The organism is Pedobacter sp. SAFR-022, from assembly GCF_051965375.1.
GTDB lineage: Bacteria > Bacteroidota > Bacteroidia > Sphingobacteriales > Sphingobacteriaceae > Pedobacter.
This window is the reverse complement of sequence record NZ_JBQCME010000003.1, coordinates 141522-159074: the sequence shown is the minus strand read 5'-3', so window position 1 is coordinate 159074 and position 17553 is coordinate 141522. Positions and strand designations below refer to the sequence as shown.

The 17553-nt window shown below is 45.5% G+C and carries 19 protein-coding genes; 8 read left to right on the top strand and 11 right to left on the bottom strand.

Annotation, left to right across the window (positions count from 1 at the left end):
• Positions 1-13: 13 nt before the first annotated feature.
• Together ACTHQF_RS09085 and ACTHQF_RS09080 are read left to right on the top strand one after the other, a co-directional pair.
• Complete coding sequence (locus ACTHQF_RS09085) at positions 14-868, top strand: SDR family NAD(P)-dependent oxidoreductase (protein ID WP_440429831.1); 855 nt, start codon at positions 14-16, stop codon at positions 866-868.
• A 151-nt stretch (positions 869-1019) separates the two neighbouring features.
• Entirely contained in the window at positions 1020-1943 is a 924-nt protein-coding gene (locus ACTHQF_RS09080; protein WP_440429830.1) for a helix-turn-helix domain-containing protein, read from the top strand.
• A 75-nt stretch (positions 1944-2018) separates the two neighbouring features.
• Here the strand turns inward: ACTHQF_RS09080 and ACTHQF_RS09075 are convergent, their stop codons facing one another.
• Positions 2019-2483 (bottom strand): YciI family protein, encoded by a 465-nt coding sequence (locus ACTHQF_RS09075; protein ID WP_440429829.1) that lies wholly within the window; start codon positions 2481-2483, stop codon positions 2019-2021.
• A gap of 214 nt (positions 2484-2697) precedes the next feature.
• On the opposite strand from ACTHQF_RS09075, the gene ACTHQF_RS09070 reads away from it, so the two are divergent.
• From ACTHQF_RS09070 to ACTHQF_RS09045, 6 genes are all read left to right on the top strand, one after another.
• Complete coding sequence (locus ACTHQF_RS09070) at positions 2698-3510, top strand: oxidoreductase (protein WP_440429827.1); 813 nt, start codon at positions 2698-2700, stop codon at positions 3508-3510.
• Between the two features lie 114 nt (positions 3511-3624).
• On the top strand, positions 3625-4443 hold the full coding sequence (locus ACTHQF_RS09065; RefSeq protein WP_440429825.1) for a helix-turn-helix domain-containing protein: 819 nt from the start codon (positions 3625-3627) through the stop codon (positions 4441-4443).
• 37 nt (positions 4444-4480) lie between these two features.
• Positions 4481-4999: a DUF4269 domain-containing protein gene (locus tag ACTHQF_RS09060; RefSeq protein WP_440429824.1), complete on the top strand. Its 519-nt coding sequence runs from the start codon at positions 4481-4483 to the stop codon at positions 4997-4999.
• A gap of 38 nt (positions 5000-5037) precedes the next feature.
• Positions 5038-6021 carry a helix-turn-helix domain-containing protein gene (locus ACTHQF_RS09055; RefSeq protein ID WP_440429823.1) on the top strand — a complete coding sequence of 328 codons (984 nt, stop codon included), beginning with the start codon at positions 5038-5040 and terminating at the stop codon, positions 6019-6021.
• A gap of 98 nt (positions 6022-6119) precedes the next feature.
• Complete coding sequence (locus ACTHQF_RS09050; protein WP_440429821.1) at positions 6120-7184, top strand: alkene reductase; 1065 nt, start codon at positions 6120-6122, stop codon at positions 7182-7184.
• Between the two features lie 23 nt (positions 7185-7207).
• On the top strand, positions 7208-8095 hold the full coding sequence (locus ACTHQF_RS09045) for an NmrA family NAD(P)-binding protein (protein WP_440429820.1): 888 nt from the start codon (positions 7208-7210) through the stop codon (positions 8093-8095).
• Positions 8096-8161: 66 nt separating this feature from the next.
• Here ACTHQF_RS09045 and ACTHQF_RS09040 read toward each other — a convergent pair whose 3' ends face one another.
• From ACTHQF_RS09040 to ACTHQF_RS08995, 10 genes are all read right to left on the bottom strand, one after another.
• Positions 8162-8980, bottom strand: coding sequence for an alpha/beta fold hydrolase (locus ACTHQF_RS09040; RefSeq protein ID WP_440429818.1), 819 nt, complete (start codon positions 8978-8980; stop codon positions 8162-8164).
• Positions 8981-9160: 180 nt separating this feature from the next.
• Complete coding sequence (locus ACTHQF_RS09035; protein WP_440429816.1) at positions 9161-9442, bottom strand: hypothetical protein; 282 nt, start codon at positions 9440-9442, stop codon at positions 9161-9163.
• 96 nt (positions 9443-9538) lie between these two features.
• Positions 9539-9745 carry a sigma factor-like helix-turn-helix DNA-binding protein gene (locus ACTHQF_RS09030; RefSeq protein ID WP_440429815.1) on the bottom strand — a complete coding sequence of 69 codons (207 nt, stop codon included), beginning with the start codon at positions 9743-9745 and terminating at the stop codon, positions 9539-9541.
• A 56-nt stretch (positions 9746-9801) separates the two neighbouring features.
• On the bottom strand, positions 9802-9939 hold the full coding sequence (locus tag ACTHQF_RS09025; protein WP_440429813.1) for a hypothetical protein: 138 nt from the start codon (positions 9937-9939) through the stop codon (positions 9802-9804).
• A gap of 200 nt (positions 9940-10139) precedes the next feature.
• Complete coding sequence (locus ACTHQF_RS09020; RefSeq protein ID WP_440429812.1) at positions 10140-11156, bottom strand: hemin-degrading factor; 1017 nt, start codon at positions 11154-11156, stop codon at positions 10140-10142.
• Between the two features lie 11 nt (positions 11157-11167).
• Positions 11168-11953, bottom strand: coding sequence for a heme ABC transporter ATP-binding protein (locus ACTHQF_RS09015; RefSeq protein WP_440429811.1), 786 nt, complete (start codon positions 11951-11953; stop codon positions 11168-11170).
• Positions 11950-12996: a FecCD family ABC transporter permease gene (locus ACTHQF_RS09010; RefSeq protein ID WP_440429810.1), complete on the bottom strand. Its 1047-nt coding sequence runs from the start codon at positions 12994-12996 to the stop codon at positions 11950-11952. Before ACTHQF_RS09010 ends, ACTHQF_RS09015 begins: the two co-directional genes overlap by 4 nt.
• Positions 12996-13847 carry a heme/hemin ABC transporter substrate-binding protein gene (locus tag ACTHQF_RS09005; protein WP_440429809.1) on the bottom strand — a complete coding sequence of 284 codons (852 nt, stop codon included), beginning with the start codon at positions 13845-13847 and terminating at the stop codon, positions 12996-12998. The genes ACTHQF_RS09010 and ACTHQF_RS09005 overlap by 1 nt, the downstream gene beginning before the upstream one ends.
• 44 nt (positions 13848-13891) lie before the next feature.
• Positions 13892-15259 carry an HmuY family protein gene (locus ACTHQF_RS09000; protein ID WP_440429808.1) on the bottom strand — a complete coding sequence of 456 codons (1368 nt, stop codon included), beginning with the start codon at positions 15257-15259 and terminating at the stop codon, positions 13892-13894.
• 28 nt (positions 15260-15287) lie between these two features.
• Positions 15288-17549: a TonB-dependent receptor gene (locus ACTHQF_RS08995; protein WP_440429807.1), complete on the bottom strand. Its 2262-nt coding sequence runs from the start codon at positions 17547-17549 to the stop codon at positions 15288-15290.
• Positions 17550-17553: the final 4 nt, after the last annotated feature.

Below are 17553 nucleotides of genomic sequence, written 5' to 3'. Positions count from 1 at the left end.
AAAAACAAAAACCATGGCACAACAAGATTTTAATTCAAGCAAAACAAAAGTTTGGTTCATCACCGGCAGTTCCCGGGGATTCGGAAAAGTTTGGACTGAGGCGGCACTCGAGCGCGGTGACAAAGTAGCAGCGACAGCACGCCGGGTAGAAAGCATTGCGCATCTGAAAGAAAAATACGGAGACAGTGTCCTAACTTTAGCGCTCGACGTAACCAATAAGGAACAGGTTGAAGCTGCGGTAGAGCAAGCGCATGCACATTTTGGTAGGTTGGACATCGTGCTTAATAATGCCGGCTATTCATTGATTGGCACGATAGAAGAAGCGACTGCAGATGACATCAGGAACTTATATGAAACGAACATTCTTGGACCTGTATCAGTGATCCAAGCCGCACTTCCTTTAATGCGCAAGCAGGGTGGGGGACATATCCTTGGGACATCGAGTAATCTCGGCCATGTAACCGTACCCGTAATTGGTTATTATTGCTCTTCTAAGTGGGCTTTCGAAGCGATTCATGAGAGTCTTGCGGCCGAGGTGCAAGCTTTCGGCATTAAAGTCACTATCATTGAACCGGGTGCTTATGCAACGGAATTCGGCAGCCAGGAATCTTTACAATTTGCTGGAGGCATGGATGTCTATAAGGCCTTTAAGGAAGAGTTCTTTAAGGGACTTGTTCAAGCAGAAAGGGGTGATCCTAATGCAACACCGGAAGCAATCTTTGCTGTTGTGGATTCCGAAAATCCACCTTTGCGCTTCAATTTGGGTAGTCATAATCTGCCAGCCGTACGTAAAGCCTATGCAGAAAGGATAGCAATATGGGAGGAATGGGATTCAGTTTCTGCAAAGGCCCAAGGTAGCACAAGATAATCTTCCGGTAAAAACCTGATTGTGCTGGCTGATGGAATGCATTAGCCAGTTCAATTTGTTAATTTTAATCGACGGATCTTCATTGTACGGCCTAATACAATTTCAGGAATATCGTATGTATGGGTGTAACATCGAACTAAATTAATGTATCATGAAAAAAGAAGTGTCAGCTGGAATGGATTCACTCTCTGATATACACGCTATGGCTGGTTTACCGGCACCTGCCCATCCACTCATCAGTCTGATAGATGCTGCGAGCAGTCAAGTGGTTACTTCAAAGTTGCCCCGGACCCACGTATTGAAGTTTTACAAAATTTCTTACAAGCCGAGCCTCAGCGGTAAACTTAAATATGGGCAGGCGTACTATGATTTCAATGAAGGTGGATTATTGTTTGCCGCGCCAAACCAGATTATTGGTCATGATAGCAGCAGTGATGGGGAGGTATGTTCCAGGTACACCTTGTTAATCCACCCCGACTTCCTATGGAACTATCCCCTGGCAAAAAAGATCAGGCAATATGGCTTTTTCTCCTACTCGGCCAATGAAGGCTTACATCTTTCAGATACTGAACGCGAAATAATCCTCTCCATTTTCAAGAATATTGAAGTTGAATTGAATAGCAGGATAGATGACTTTAGCCAGGATGTGATCATATCCGAAATCGAGTTATTGCTTAATTATGCAAACCGTTTCTACAAACGGCAGTTTATTACCAGAAAAGTGGTGAACCACACTTTGCTACTAAAACTTGAAGATGTTCTAAACGAGTATTTTGATACGGAGCAAACGCTGAAATCCGGCATTCCAACAGTACATTACCTGTCTGAACGACTAAATATTTCCCCAAGTTACTTAAGCGACTTGCTTCGTTCATTGACCGGACAGAATACGCAACAATTTATCCAGGATAAGGTCATCGAGAAAGCTAAAGAAAAGCTATCAACCACAACCTTGTCGGTTAGTGAAGTTGCTTATGCCTTAGGCTTCGGGCATCCGCAATCGTTTAACAAACTGTTTAAGGCGAAAACCGATGTTTCACCTTTAGCATTCAGGCGATCGTTCAACCGGAACTGACACCTGAAGGCTCATCTTCAAGCGATATTGTTTCATCTGAATCCTTGCCATCGTCGCGCCGTCCCTTAGCTACGGTTAAGGCTTTACTTTCTCAATGGTACTATGGATTTTCAGGGTTTCTTTCAGTGCGGCTGAGCCGTACCAGCTGAGATATTCAGCAGCCATCAGGTTGCTTTTTATTACAGGGTCTGTTTCGACCAGTGCCTTAGCTTGTTCGATATCTTCTACATCAAATATGAAAATACCCCTATAGCTTAGCGCATTTTTGTCCAGCGGGCCAGCAACGATCAATTTGCCGGCATCAGCCAACCGGTTGATATTTGCCATATGGCCTCGGAAAATGCTGTCCCTGGTTGCTTTCGGCAGGTCTGATTTGCTCCCGGTTTTTAGGATAACGAGTACATATTTCTTCATCCCATAATCATCTGCATTCAGCGCCTTAGCCAATTGTGCATTATAGTTTTTGTTTATTCCCTGCGTTTGCGCTTTTGAAGCTAATGATAGCAGCGCGAGGATTGTGACAATACATGTAATTTTCATATTGCTGTTTGTTTAACCTAAAGGTAGATAATAATCGGTTTAAACCTTCCTAAAGGCTTATCTTCAAACGATATTAATCCATTCTTTGCGCTTCAATATGCTCGACCAAATCTGCTCGTTATAAGCATTAAGCCTTTCAACAAAAGAATTTGGTCCTTTCAACAAAACACAGCAACTGTGAACGGGATAGCTTTGTAATACAAAATTCGCAAAGATGAAAAAGACAGTTTTAATCACAGGTGCTTCGGCCGGAATTGGTAGAGCAACCGCAATTTACTTAGCAGAAAACGGCTATAATGTTTATGGTGCTGCCCGCAGGGTTGAGAAATTGGCAGAGCTTAAAGCATACGGCATTAAACCCATTGCATTAGATGTTACAGAAGACAAAAGTGTGGAGGCTTGTGTTGAACAGATCTTCCAGGAGGCCGGCACAATTGACATCCTGGTAAACAATGCAGGCTTCGGTTCCGAAGGTGCCATTGAAGAAGTAAGCAAACAAGATGCAAAATACCAGATGGAGGTAAATGTGTTTGGTGCCATGCATTTGACACAATTGGTTTTACCAAAAATGCGGCAAAACAGATACGGCAAGATCATAAACATCTCCTCAGTAGGTGGTAAGATTGCCTTGCCTTTGGGTGGTTGGTATCATGCCAGCAAATTTGCTATTGAGGGATTAAGTGACTCCCTCCGGATGGAAGTAAAGCCATTCGGTATAGACGTAATCGTTATCGAACCGGGTGGTGTAAAATCAGAATGGGGCGACATTGCTATAGATAACCTGGTTCGTGTCTCGGGAAACGCTGCCTATAAAGACATGGCAAAAGGCGCAGAAAAAAGCTTCAGACGGACAGAAGCCAATAACGCGGAGCCCATCGTGATTGCAAGACTGATTAAAAAAGCGATTGAAGTAAGCAAACCGAGAACCCGATATGCTGGCGGTAATATGGCAAAACCCTTATTGTTTTTACGAAGCATTTTGTCTGACAGGGTGTTTGATCGATTGATCATGAGCCAGACAAAGTAATAAAATGAAGCAACCGATCTTGATCCCTTTCCTGCATGTTTTCAAGGGTACGAGCAAGGTTTTATTCAGGATATTTTACTAAGTTCATTCGACCATTCAATTTAACTAAGAAAATTGGAAAATTTCATCAATCTTCAGCATAACATTGTGTATTCCTGTAGCGATCAGAATATTATGAGTACGGAACATTACTTCCCCGAGCATGCCTTAGGGATAATGCTGTCGGGGGACGCACAGTATTATACCAATGAAGGGACATTTGTAATGAAAGCAGGTGGTATATGTTTGATGCGGAGAAATCATCTGTTTAGAAAAATGAAAACGCTGGGCGAAAATGGGGACCCAATTGCGTTAATTAGCCTTTTTCTTGACCAGAAAGCGCTACATGAATACGCCAGGGAGCATCATATTTTCAAACAAGATGCTTATCAAGGTTTACCCATGATCAACCTGTCTGGAAATGTGTTTTTAAAAGCCTTTTTTAACTCCTTAACTCCCTACATTGATCATCCGGGAAAGCTCAGCGCTAAGCTTGCCGAACTAAAGACTTCTGAAGCTATTGAGCTGCTGCTTCAAACGGGTGGTATCCTGAACAATTTCCTGTTTGATTTCCAGGAACCACATAAGATTGACCTGGAGGCCTACATGAACCATAACTACAAATTCAATATTCCGGTCTCCTCCTTTGCCAAGCTCACCGGACGTAGTCTTTCGACATTTAAACGGGATTTCACCAGAATATTCGGAACTACACCGGAGAAATGGTTGCAGCACAAGCGCCTGGAACAAGCCCACTACTTAATCTCGAAGAAAAATCAACGTCCTTCAGAGGTCTATCTTGAGGTTGGATTTGAAAATCTGTCGCATTTTTCTTTTGCATTTAAAAAGCTTTTTGGGCAAGCACCAACCAAGTTAGCAGCACAACAGTGGTAGATGGTTTTGGCTGTGAATTTGAAAGCAAGATTTAGAAATGAACTTTGAAGGAATTGAATACCTGAAAGACGGAACGGCGAAACAGCGGCGGGTGCACGAAGTACTGTTAAGCAATGGTCTATTCGATAAGCTTACTGCCTTTGATCCGGTTGTTGTTGGAACAATTCCCATTGGAATAGATCTGCCTGACAGCGACATTGATATCTGCTGCTGCTTTGAGCGTGAGGAAAGCTTTCTAAATACAGTGACCTCTTGCTTTGGAGACCAGCAAAGCTTTAGCATTCGTGCATCCCGTAAATCAAAGGATTATGCGCTTGTGGCAAGCTTTAGGATAGCCGATTTGAAAATTGAAATTTTTGGTCAAGGGCTTCCTACTCGTCAGCAACTTGCATATCGCCACATGATGATCGAGCATAAACTGCTGAAGGAGAATGGAGCGGATTTCCGTGAGCAAGTACTTGAACTGAAACGTCAGGGTCTAAAAACGGAACCGGCTTTTGCATTATTGCTTGGCCTGGATGGAGATCCTTATCTCGCATTACTAGATTTGGAGTAATATGCAGAATTTAAGTTTAAATCGCGATTTTAGCAGGCATGTTGTTCAGCTTCTCCGCTACACCCGGTTTCGATTTTCTGACGCAATTTGCAAGGCATATTGAAGTGCCCCTTTATGATGACCTGCTGATCATGCCTGAAAAGCTCGGCGAGGGGTATATACGCAGGCTAAGCTTTAATCCGGAGTTTAAGATCACCCTGCACCGCTATACGCTTCAGGAGGACCTGATCATTAAGCGTAACACCTCCGGAATGGGTAATGAACTGATCACTATTTTTTTCTACAGCAACGAACAGGCACTCGGCATTGCTTTTAATGATGATCCCCTGGTACTTTTCTCCGAACGCAATGAGTCTGCCATCCAGGTCACTTCAAACGACTTGAGTTCGACCATCCGTTTTCCTGCAAACCATCATGTTCATTATGTCGTAGTGGCTCTTTCTCCTAATTATCTAAAGGCTTTGCTGGCCACAAATGACTCTAATTCTGTTTTAAGGACCATAACGGGTCCTGGCAATTCTTTTCTCTTTTTTGAAAGTATGAATGCCGCATGTAAGCTGTTGCTCAAGCATATTGCAGCGATTGATATGGACCAGAACCTGAGCACGTTTTACATGCAGATAAAAGTGCAGGAATTATTGTACCTGCTTTTCCATCAACTTGCCTCGCGTGAAAGTAGCGTACACCAAAGCATCAACAGCGTAGATGCAGAAAAATTGCTTCATATCCGTAATGAGCTGCTCAGCGATCTGAGTGTGCCCCCGGTGTTAAGTGAATTGGCGCAAATCGCAGCCATGAGCGAGACCAAAATGAAACTGTTGTTTAAGCAGACCTTCGGAGACACAATCTATAATTACTATCAGCAGGCACGAATGGAAGAAGCGGCTTTCCAGCTAAAACAAGGCCGGCGTTCTGTTGCTGAAGTTGGGTATGAACTGGGCTTTTCCAACCTCAGCCACTTTAGTCGCGTTTTTGTAAGGCATTACGGCCTTAATCCAAAACGATATTCCAGACAAGCATGAAAAGCCGATCGTCGGATACGACTAATTTTAAGTCTTATTGCGCTATTTTCAGCTCCTGAATAGTGGCAGATTTGCTATGTAATTTAAAACATAGCAAAATGAAAAAGTTATTCATGCCTTACGAGAAAGGCGGATTACAGTTGAAAAATCGAATTGTAATGGCACCCATGACCCGGAGCCGCGCATCGGGCAATCTGCCTAACGAGCTCATGGCCACCTACTACAAACAACGTTCAGGTGCCGGGCTGATCATTACTGAGGGGACCTCGCCGAGTCCTGAGGGCTTAGGTTATCCCCGTATTCCTGGAATCTTCTCCGCGGAGCAGGTGGAAGCCTGGAAAGCCGTGACCAACGCGGTACATGAAAGTGGATCCAGGATCTTTCTTCAACTCATGCATACCGGCAGGGTTGCTCATGTATCCAACCTGCCGGATGGCCTGCAGGTGATCGGCATGTCAGCCGTCAAAGCTGCCGGCGAGATCTATACGGACAGTGGCTTGCAGGAGTATTCGTATCCGCTTGCACTTGATGCGGAAGGAATTGCAGGTGTGATCCGGGATCACGTAAATGCTGCCGTGCATGCTATTGCCGCGGGTTTTGACGGCGTAGAATTGCATGCTGCGCATGGTTACCTGTTGGAACAATCGCTAAACCCGCATGTGAATAACCGTAACGACACTTATGGAGGTTCCATTGGAAAGCGTAGCCGTTTAACATTGGAGATCGCAGAACAGATTGCAGAAGCCATTGGCGCGGTTAAGGTTGGTGTTCGCATTTCCCCTTTCTTAACATCTAATGGTATGCCAGCCTATGAGGCGTATGAGGTACACGAAACTTACCTGCAGCTTGCTGACAGGCTAAACAGCCTCGGCATCATTTACCTGCACATCTCGAATAATCCAGCTATACCGGAAAGAACACATCAGGCAATACGCCATGCTTTTGACAATACCATCATTTATTGCAATGGATTCACTGCTGAAACCGCAGAAGCCAAACTGCAGGATGGATCCGCAGACCTGATCGCATTTGGACGCAGCTTCTTGGCTAATCCCGACTTCATTGCGCGCATACAAAAAAACGAAATCTTAAATGAGCCGAAATACAACACGCTCTACACACCCGGAGAAGTAGGCTACACCGACTACCCAGTACTAAATTAATTATCAACCAAAAAAATAAAACCATGAAAATTACAACAACAGGATCATTAGGTAACATAGCCAAACCCTTAGTAAAAAAACTTATCGCAGCTGGTCACGAAGTTACCGTGATCAGCACTAAGGCAGATCGCCAGCCAGAAATTGAAGCATTAGGTGCCAAAGCAGCCCTTGGTTTGATCAGCGATGCAGCATTCCTAACTGAAGCTTTTACAGGAGCTGATGCAGTGTACACCATGATGCCGCCTGCAATGGGTGCCAGCAACATGATCGAGAACATCGCAGATGCGGGTCAGGCTTATGCAAAGGCCATAAAAGCTACAGGTGTACCGCGGGTCGTAATGCTCAGCAGTGTTGGGGCCGATGCTCCTGAAGGAACGGGTCCGGTGCAGGGGGTCCACCGGGTTGAGCAAATACTGAAGGAATTGGAGGGCGTGAATGTCACGGTTTTAAGATCAGGATTTTTCTATCTTAACTTCTTGCGGGATATTCCATTAATCAAGAGCCGGAACATTTTCGGGAACAATTATGGTGGCGATGTTCCATTGGCGCTTACGCATCCTGAAGATCTTGCCGAAGCCATTGCGGAAGCATTACAGGTCAGGGGAAATGGCTTCGAACTGAAATATATAGTAAGTGACATTGCTACTGGAAATGAGCTTGCGGCGAAATTTGGTCGGGCGATAGGCAAACCGGAATTGACCTGGACAAACATCCCGGACGAACAGCTTAAACAGGGTATGCAGTCTGCAGGCCTGCCATCAGAACTGGTAGGATTGATCACCGAAATGGGACAAGGTGTTCGTGCAGGGATCATCACCAGGGACTTTTTCGATAAGGGCGGGGAAGTAAGGGGGCAGATCAAGCTGGAAGAATTTGCCAAAACATTTAAGGCAGCGTACCTGCAGGCTTAACCAAATTGATTCAAGAGAAAAGAGGTCAATAGGGTTGACCTCTTTTCTCTTGAATCAATTCTAGCTTCAGTCCTGGATGAATGCTAAGATGTCGTTGTTGATGGTGTCTGCTTCTGTGGTAGGCATTCCATGAGGAAAGCCAGGATAGGTGATTAATTTCGAATTCCTGAGCAGTGCCGCTGCTTTAGGTGCCTGATTGGAAGGTACGATCTGATCATCTTCACCGTGTAACACCAGTACTGGGATCTCTACGCTTTTCAGGTCTTCTCTAAAATCGGATTCCGAAAAGGCTTTGATCCCTTCATAGTGTGCCAAAACCGAACCCATCATGCCTTGCCGCCACCAATTATGTTTTATACCCTCATTAACTTCCTGGCCTTCGCGGTTCCATCCATAAAATGCAACTGGGAAATCGTAAAAGAATGCTGCCCGGTTAAAACCTGTGCCCTGGCGGATTTCATCAAACACGGTGATCGGCACCCCGTCAGGGTTTTCATCATGCTGAATCATTATCGGTGTGACAGCACTAATCAGGACGGCTTTTGCGACCCGCTCCTTACCATGTTTCGCAACGTACCGGATGACTTCACCGCCTCCGGTAGAGTGGCCGATGTGTATCGCATCTTTTAAATCCAGTGCCGCGGTTAGTTCAGCCACATCAGCCGCGTAGGTGTCCATGTCATTGCCGGTTCCACTTTGTCCGGAACGACCATGACCACGGCGATCGTGGGCGATCACGCGATAGCCCTTTTGGAGGAAAAACATCAGCTGGTTATCCCAGTCGTCTGCTGATAATGGCCATCCATGATGAAACACAATTGGTTGGCCCGTTCCCCAGTCTTTGTAATAAATTTCAGTGCCGTCTTTTACTTTGATGATGCTCATAGGTTTTAAGTTTAATTAGGTTTTATGTAGCTAGTTTAGGTGCTTTATTCTTGCAATTTGGGGAACAAAATGATTGTTCAGTTGGTGACTTTATTAATATTTTGTTAAATTCTTGATCTTAATACTTTAATTTACAGTTTTTATCTTAAATGAAGCATCTAAATGAATAAATGATACTCATCAACTATTTAGATCAGCAATTATATTTTCCAGGTTTCTCAAGGGCGCATGAAAATGCTTTTGGTCATCCTTACGCGAAACGATTAAGCACACTGCAAGTGATGGGAAGAATATAGATGCTGCAAGGATTGGATGATCCATAACCCCGTCAGGGAAGTAAATTCTTAGGATTACCCAGGTCAGGATGACCACACTGCAGGTTATCAGCAGGAATTCATATCTTTTCTTGAATTGATGGTGTTTCAGCAACAGCCTGTGCTGCTCACGAATGTAGTTGCTCAAGGGTGTAGCGACATTTTGATATGCCTGTGTGCTGAGTAATCTGCAATACCATCACAGCCCAGAAGTACTGCATGCTAATGCCTTTAGGTTCACATTTTAAAGCTCGTATTTAATCCTCACGAGGCGGACACTGATATTAGTCTTTGCAATTACGGTGATCGCTGAAATTTCATTGTATTTGAAACCTTCCATATAGAGCAGAATGATGGACTTGTTTAGGGGGGACAGGCGTTCTATAAGTTTATGAAGCAGGTTGCGTTGTTCTTCATAATCATCAGAATGGTCATTGCCGTATTCAAACACACCGTATACATCCAGGTGAAAAAATTTGACTGTTGACGAAAGCCCGGATAGCTCTTCTAGAGTTGATAAAACATTTCCTGCAGTACATCGGCTCTTTCCTCGGCATCTTGGAAATGGATGTTACATACCTTGTGGGCGATCCCGATATTTTCGTTGATGTGCTCGAGGAATTTGGTTTCCAAAGTGCCTTCCATGTTCAAATTTTAAATTCTTCTAATTAGTATCGAAGAGATCTAAAAAACTACAAAATTTGTTGCTTTTTTAAGCTTTTGCTAACCACATACTTAAAAAAAGAGGTCATATGGCTGACCTCTTTTTTCCACATAATTATGCTTAAACTATTTTGCCTGTAAAAGGTAGCAGGATCAAGCGTGCTAACGCAGACAACATGACGTCAATTAAGTAAGATACTGCGCCAGGCTTCGCTTTCAGGAAGTCCGGGTTTTCGTTTACCAAAAAACTGAACGATGGTGTTGCCTTTTGCATCGAACACTTCGATGCTGTGCACTAAGCCGTCGATTGTAGGCTTTTTGACCAACCAGGCACTAGCTATGCCGTCAAGCTTTAGATGCATATTAAATTCCGGATCTAAAACATTAAACCATGGTCCAGTCTCCACAAGTTTGTTTACTTGGCCAGTGTGAATCTGAATGCATCCAGGACTGCCCGTAAATACCATGATCTCCGTCTGCTGCACTGACGCTTTTTGCAATAGCTGTTTAACGGTGTCTACATTGATTTGCTCGGCGTAGCCATCAGGTGCAAGCTGCAAAGCTCTGGTGCGCGAAAGTTTATGTTTCCGCAGCATGCCATGAAATTCATGTGTATCCTTAAGATTGATCCAGTCTTCCCGAAATGCCTTAAGGTCCAGTTCATGGTTGTCGGTTTCTAATACTTCATTTCTTAATCCTTCAATTTCAAGATCAGACGCTTGTTGTTCCGCCTTGAACTTGTTGACCAATGTATGATAGGCTTCAACATTACTTTGTTCTACAAGGTAGATTTTATGAACGGCATCGCCATGTTGGTCAAAAAACTGCAGACTTAATCGTTCGTTTTCGTTCACGGAAAATCCAAATTGCCAATTATTCATAAAAAGCCTTAAATCAATGTCAGGCGTAACAATCAGACCTACATGGCCATTGAATCCAACTTTTTGATAAACCCCTTTACGCTCATGAACGCAGTAATCGTTTCGTGTAAGTGCCATAACATAGCCTAGTGAAACTACTTCTTTCAGGATTTCCTTGAATTGGTCTTTTAGCCGCACAACATTGTCATCAATCCCGGTGTTGATCAACTGTGCTTCTGTTAAACCCATTGATTTCGCTGCATCACGTATTCTTACTTTTGGGTGCTGTGTTTTAAATGCTGCCCATTGTTCTTTGATTGATGTGATTGTATTTTCCATTGTTTTTGATTTTAAATTAAAAATATACCCTCAGGTACCACAAATGGGGATTTGCATCCCTCAGGGCTTAGTAGCTGCATTTGTATTTGAAATGCTTCCTTTATGTTCTGCACATTGATTACATCCTTAGCCGGGCCGATGGCCAGCATTTTCCCGGTCTTCAAGATGAGTACCCGGTCGGAATACCGGGAAGCGAAATTGATGTCGTGCAGGATAGCCACCACTCCGTAACCTTTATCTGCCATCCTACGGGCAACACTTAGGATTTGTTCCTGATATAGAAGATCAAGTCCATTGGTTGGCTCATCCAGGAACAGGTATGCGCCCTGTATATCATAGATCTGCGCAAGTACCCTTGCAAGTTGCACCCGCTGCTGTTCGCCACCGGATAGGCTGGTGTAGTCCCGGGTGGCAAGGTGACTCACACCTGTCTCTTGCATCACGGCTGCTACAATGTCGAGATCCTGATCGCCTGGTTTCACCTGAAAGTGTGGATACCGACCCATGAGTACAAGCTCTTCAACCGAGAACGACACGGATAAGGTATTTTGCTGACTAAGTACGGCACGCCGTGTTGCCAGTGAAGCGGTTGTCAAGCTTTGGATCTTGCTTTCATTGAACCAGATCTCACCAGTATGAGCCGGCTGATCGCCGCTTAACAACTTCATTAAAGTGCTTTTGCCGGCGCCATTTGCGCCAATGATGGCGAGCAACTCACCTTGCCGCACTTCGAAACTAATGTTATCCAGCAGCATTTTTTTGCCTGCTTTGTAGCCCACATTTTTTACCCTGATCATAGTTGTGTCCTCCTTTTCTGGTTTACGATGATGTAAATGAACATGGGTGAACCAAGTAATGCGGTAACAATGCCGAGGGGCAGCTCTGCCGGAGCCACAATTGTGCGGCTGACCAAATCCGCGAGGGTAAGTACTGCCGCGCCGAGTATTGCAGATGCGGGTAGCAACAGCCTGTGATCTGAACCAAATGCCATACGTATGATGTGCGGTATGATCAGCCCCACAAAGCCAATGATGCCGGACACCGCCACGGAAGCACCAACTGCCATGGTGGCAAGCACGATAACCAAGCGTTTGATCAGCGCGGTGTTTACACCCATGTGTCTTGCTTGTGATTCACCCAACGCAAATGCATTTAAAGATTTGCCCAGCATGGGTAAGAGCAAGACTGGAACACCAATAAAGGGGAGCAAGGTTGTAACGGATTTCCAACTCGCGCCACCCAGGCTTCCCAAGTTCCAGAAAGTAATGTTCCGCAATTGTTCATCTGTAGCCATGTAAGTCATCAATCCGATCAAAGCGCCGGAAAGTGCATTTATGGCGATGCCCCCAAGTAACAGCGTGGTGATGTCAGACTTACCTTGCTGCACAGATATTCTGTAGACGACAAACGTCGTGATGCAGGCACCAAAAAAAGCGGCGATGGAAAGGGCGTAATAGCCTAAAACATCTTGCAGTTGAATGAATATGGTTGCCTCTAAGACGATCATCATCACAGCAAAGAGGGAGGCACCAGAGGCAATGCCGATTAAACCGGAATCTGCAAGCGGATTCCGGAATAGTCCCTGTAACGATGCGCCGGAGATGCCTAATCCTGCACCCACCAGCACACCAAGCAATACCCTCGGAAAGCGTATCGCAAATAATACGGCTTCCTGCTGCGGCTGAAAGCCTGGTCCGGTTTGAAAACCCAACTGTGCCGCAATGATTGAACCTAACTCCGGAAGGCGGATCTGTACAGCCCCTAAACATGCCGAGATCAACATGACGCTCAGCAGCAGCACAAACAGCATGGTTAAAATGATACTATAATTCTTTAGCACTACGATCTTAGTTTTTGTGCCAGCTCGGCAATTGCTAATCCTAATCTGGGCCCAAAGCCCGTTAATAGTTCTCCGTCCATGGTGACAAAACGTTTGGCTTTACCAGCTTTGGTTTGGTTAATCCCTTGTACGTCGAGTAAGCCTGACGGGCCGCCCAAACTTTGCATGCCGCTGCTGAACAATAGTATGACATCCGGATTGGCCTGTACCAGAGACTCCGGGGTTAAAGGTTTGAAATCGCTGAAGCCTTTAACCGCATTCTGTCCACCTGCAAGCTGGATCATTTTCTCTAAGGGTGTGTGCTGACCGGCAACCATCATTGTTCCCGTTCCGCGGGCATAGATGAAGAGCACCTTCGGCTTTGCTGCTGCATTGCTGATCCTTGCTGCTGCAGCTAAATCCTGGTCGAGCTTCTTCACGAGCACTTCGCCCTTGGCCTTGTTTCCAAAAGCATTTGATACTTCACGGATCAGTTTCTTGGTGCCTGCAGGTGTAAGCTCCTGGTTGAATAGTATCAGTTTCACACCCGCACTCTTCAGCTGCGAGGCAAGTTCGGGTTTGAGGTCGCTGGCTAATCCAGTGACCACATCTGGCTGCAAAGCCAGAATACCTTCAGCAGAAAGGTTGCGGTTATGACCGATCTTAGGTTTGTTTTTTAGGCTGGCAGGGTAGGTACTGGTCACATCGACACCAACAATATGCTCCTCCAGTCCGATACCAGCCAATATCTCGCTGACGGTCCCGTTAATGGAGACAATTCTTTGTTTTGCAGGTGTTTGAGCACTTACTCGGCTTATGGCTGGACTCAAGCCTGTAAGCAGTAGAATCAGAGTTAATCGTTTTAAGTTCATGATGATTTTATAATTAGTAGATACATTTATTGGACTTGCAGCAATCAGGCTTTTTTAACTAAGGCGTAGCTTAACACCGGATAGCCGCGTGTTCCGCCATCGGGTCCAAAGCTTATGAACTTGAGTTTGTAGACATTACCTGCCGCATCTTTCAGCACATAAAAACGATCGGTTTTTACGCCCACACTGCCTCCGCTGGTCACCCTCCAGTTGGATGATATGGTGTTACGGCTATTGGTGAAGGTCGTTGATGCGATATGACTTTCGCCATAGGCATCATAGCCAACTGTACTGGTCAGGACCTCTGCCACTTCAGTTCCGGCCAGGTGATTACTGAACACGAGGTCAGAAAAGGCATAGGGGATGTTTCCAGTATAATAGATGCTGTAGCCCCACTGAATGTCCCAGTTAGCTTTGGCTGGCTCCACTTCAACTGCACCTTTGGCAAAGGAGATGTACCTGAAGTTGTATTGATCATCTTTAGCTATGGTAAGGGTTTTGAACGTGGTTTCATTCAGCTTTGCGTACTGCAGCGTATAACCATTGCTGCCATTGCGCAGGATTCGAATTTTCATCAATTCCGCAGCCGGCAAAACGCTACCAGCACCGCCTGCACGGTTTAGCACATATACTTTGTTATCCGCATCGTTTGCCGAGATTTCTGCAATTGCTGTTTTACTTAAGTCTCCATTTACATCATCAATGATGTCGAACGATCCTTGTCCGAAGCCTAAAACAAGCTTGCTGGCATCTACATCGGCTGCGGTTACCGTATTGATATCCGTTTTACTGGTTGGAAGCACCGATGCTGCAAGGCTGTTGTTCAGAATTACCCGGTACGCAGTGCCGCTAGCAAAACCAAGATCCCAACTGTCGCGAGCTACGCTTGTTTGCTTGTTCGCACTAAGGTCCACATAAACTGTGTTCACCGCGGAGGAGCCACCGTTGCCACCCTCAAGCGTCAACTGCGCACCTGTGGATACAATGGAGGAGAAGCTTAACTGCAGCTGACTCGTTGAGCCGACTATAAGCGGGCTGCTTGCGGAAGCGATTTTGAATTCAACTGACTCGGTGCCGCTTAGGAGTATATTCGCGGCTTTAATCACTTTGATGCTTGCTGAACTACTTCCTGCAGGGATGAGCAAATCGATGGAGCCGTTGTTTGCTGCAGGTTCAGTGGTGAATTCAGTTCCATAGGTCAATCCATTGCTTTGAAGACTGATCTTCAGCGGTACAGCAGCATCTGAACTACGGCTCAGGTTGAGCTTGATTTCTGAGCTCGCATCTTCAGCCGAGAAACCTTGTTTATCAGCTTGAAAGTTTACCGTATTATCAACCAACGGCGGGTCGCTTTTCTTACAGGCGGTAAGCAAAATGATTGTCGAACAAATAATAGATAGTAATTTTTTCATTTTATTGATTTTGGTTTTAAATGGTTATTTATTTTAGAAATTGATAGTTAAGACCGAGGAAGAATGATCTTCCATACCCGACTGGAACACTCCCGCCGGTGCTGTGCGCGCCACCGGTGTCAAGCGACGTGTTGTTAATCTGCGTTACGTTGAACAGGTTGCGTAGCCCGCCCGTGAGGCTCAGACCTTTTTGCAAGTTTTTGTTTAGAGTCAGGTCTGCTGTGTTGTATGCCCCGGTGAAAGCCCTCCTGATGTCCGTTGTTGCAGGAACGTACTCATAGTTGGGTCTTCTGCCCGTTAGTTTATAGAAAAGGCTGATGCTGGTGTTCCAGGACTTGATGTTGTAGCTGATGTTGCTGTTGAATTCAGGGGTCCAGCTAAATTCCGGAAGCGAGCCATCTTCGTCCTTTAAACGATTATACCGTCCGGTAAAGTAAAAACCGAATGTTGCTTGAAGATCTTTATAGGCAACGGTGTTTTCCAAGGTGAACCCCAGCGTTTTGTATTCTTCGATATTTAAATAGCTGGTTACATTGCCCCGGCTATCATCTACCACGTTGGCTGTCCCAATGAAGTTGTGAAAGCGATTGTAGAAGCCGCCAATTACCGATTTAAGGTTGAGCTGTTGACTTTTCAGCAGCTGCCAGGTTAATGAACCGTTGTAGCTGTTGGAGTATTCGGCCTCCAAGTTTTCATTGCCGTAGATGGAATGACTTGCATCAACAAAGTTAAAGTATAATTCCCGCAGAGCGGGCGACCTGAAACCCCGGGCATAGGCCATGCGCAGATCTATGGCCGCTGAAAGTGCAATTTTCGCGTTTATAGATGGAATTACTGGCGGTGCATCATAAACCGAGTTATAAATGAACCTTAATCCGGGTCGAATGTTGACCCTTGATCCTAATGCAATTTCCGACGATACAAAGAAGGCATAATCATTTATGGATGGTGTACCGAGTATCCGGTCGCCGGAACTGCCCGTCAGGTTGATTTCGAATCCTGGCTGTAGAGCTATTGCCGGTGATAACTTATAAACTGCGGTACCACGAAGCAGTGTATTGTCGAAAATGGCTTCGGCTTGTTCGGATGCCAGGGCTGTGAGTCTCCGCTCGCCGGTGAGGTGGTTGAATTCTGTTGTTTGCGTGCGGCGACTATAGTCGGTGTAGGAAGCAGCCAAATTGAGGCTCAGCCTTGAACTTGCTTTCAGGTCCGCCTGTATCTGGTGCAAATAACGGCGGGTGATGTATTTCTGATCTTTAGAAACTGAGGTGCTTGGGTTGAGCATACCCGCACTGAAAATATCTTCGTTGGCCGCATTGATCCGGTACCAGGCCTGTAATTTCCCGTTCTGGTATCCGGTGCTTAAGCTCCCCAGCAGTTGATCTTTGGGCAGCCAGGTGTTTGTTCCATTTCCGCCATCCCAACCGCCGAAGTTGTTACGGGATAAATCTGTGGCCACATAAAAGCCGCTTTTTTGCCACTTGATGTTAACCGCTTGATTGTGGCTGCCTTTTCCACTGAAACCTTTGTACTGCTCGCCGGCACTTTCCTCCTGTAGCCGGAATCCAAGTGCCAGACTGTTGTCGCCAGTTGCCACTTTTTTGCTGATCAGGTTGATGACACCACCTAAAGCATCGGTGCCGTACATCACGGACATTGGTCCTTCAACGATCTCGATGTGGTCGATGGTGTTGATGTCCACCTGGCTAAGGCTTTCCCGCGTGTCGCCACGGTCTAAGAGCGGCAATCCATCCAATAAGATCTTCACACGTTGTCCGCTAATCCCAAGTAGTTGCACATCCGCTGTGCCTAAGGTGAGGTCGTTTACAATGCGCACCCCCAATTCTGTGCTCAGCACCTCTTGTAAGGTGGTCGCTGCTCTCAAGCGGATACGCTCACTGTTAATCGTACGTACCTGATACACGCTTTGCTTAAGTGTTTGCGCCTCATATTGGCCAGTTACCACAACGTCGTTTAACTGATAATCCCTTGCATTTAAAATGATATCCTCCAGCGAAACCGTTTGGCCTTCAACCGCGGTAAAACTCCTGTGGTTCTCCTTTACTCCAAGAAAGCTGGTCTCCAGGGTATGTATACCTGGTTTAAGCTCAACCAAAAACTTTCCGTTCTCCTGCGTATACAATAAGTGATGCTCATCAATGACAACGGTAATGCCTGCTGCAGGCTGTCCATCACGACTTAAAATCTTTCCAGACACCCTTGTGGGGCTTTGTGCATTTAAGTTTAGCGTGATACCAAGCAGTGCTAACAAGGTTATGGTGTGTTTCATTTAT

Bases quoted from the DNA above. Each gene is read 5' to 3' on its own strand.
- ACTHQF_RS09085 (WP_440429831.1), top strand. From the start codon at position 14: ATGGCACAACAAGATTTTAATTCAAGCAAAACAAAAGTTTGGTTCATC.
- ACTHQF_RS09080 (WP_440429830.1), top strand. From the start codon at position 1,020: ATGAAAAAAGAAGTGTCAGCTGGAATGGATTCACTCTCTGATATACAC.
- ACTHQF_RS09075 (WP_440429829.1), bottom strand. From the start codon at position 2,483: ATGAAAATTACATGTATTGTCACAATCCTCGCGCTGCTATCATTAGCT.
- ACTHQF_RS09070 (WP_440429827.1), top strand. From the start codon at position 2,698: ATGAAAAAGACAGTTTTAATCACAGGTGCTTCGGCCGGAATTGGTAGA.
- ACTHQF_RS09060 (WP_440429824.1), top strand. From the start codon at position 4,481: ATGAACTTTGAAGGAATTGAATACCTGAAAGACGGAACGGCGAAACAG.
- ACTHQF_RS09055 (WP_440429823.1), top strand. From the start codon at position 5,038: ATGTTGTTCAGCTTCTCCGCTACACCCGGTTTCGATTTTCTGACGCAA.
- ACTHQF_RS09050 (WP_440429821.1), top strand. From the start codon at position 6,120: ATGAAAAAGTTATTCATGCCTTACGAGAAAGGCGGATTACAGTTGAAA.
- ACTHQF_RS09045 (WP_440429820.1), top strand. From the start codon at position 7,208: ATGAAAATTACAACAACAGGATCATTAGGTAACATAGCCAAACCCTTA.
- ACTHQF_RS09040 (WP_440429818.1), bottom strand. From the start codon at position 8,980: ATGAGCATCATCAAAGTAAAAGACGGCACTGAAATTTATTACAAAGAC.
- ACTHQF_RS09025 (WP_440429813.1), bottom strand. From the start codon at position 9,939: ATGGAAGGCACTTTGGAAACCAAATTCCTCGAGCACATCAACGAAAAT.
- ACTHQF_RS09020 (WP_440429812.1), bottom strand. From the start codon at position 11,156: ATGGAAAATACAATCACATCAATCAAAGAACAATGGGCAGCATTTAAA.
- ACTHQF_RS09015 (WP_440429811.1), bottom strand. From the start codon at position 11,953: ATGATCAGGGTAAAAAATGTGGGCTACAAAGCAGGCAAAAAAATGCTG.
- ACTHQF_RS09005 (WP_440429809.1), bottom strand. From the start codon at position 13,847: ATGAACTTAAAACGATTAACTCTGATTCTACTGCTTACAGGCTTGAGT.
- ACTHQF_RS09000 (WP_440429808.1), bottom strand. From the start codon at position 15,259: ATGAAAAAATTACTATCTATTATTTGTTCGACAATCATTTTGCTTACC.
- ACTHQF_RS08995 (WP_440429807.1), bottom strand. From the start codon at position 17,549: ATGAAACACACCATAACCTTGTTAGCACTGCTTGGTATCACGCTAAAC.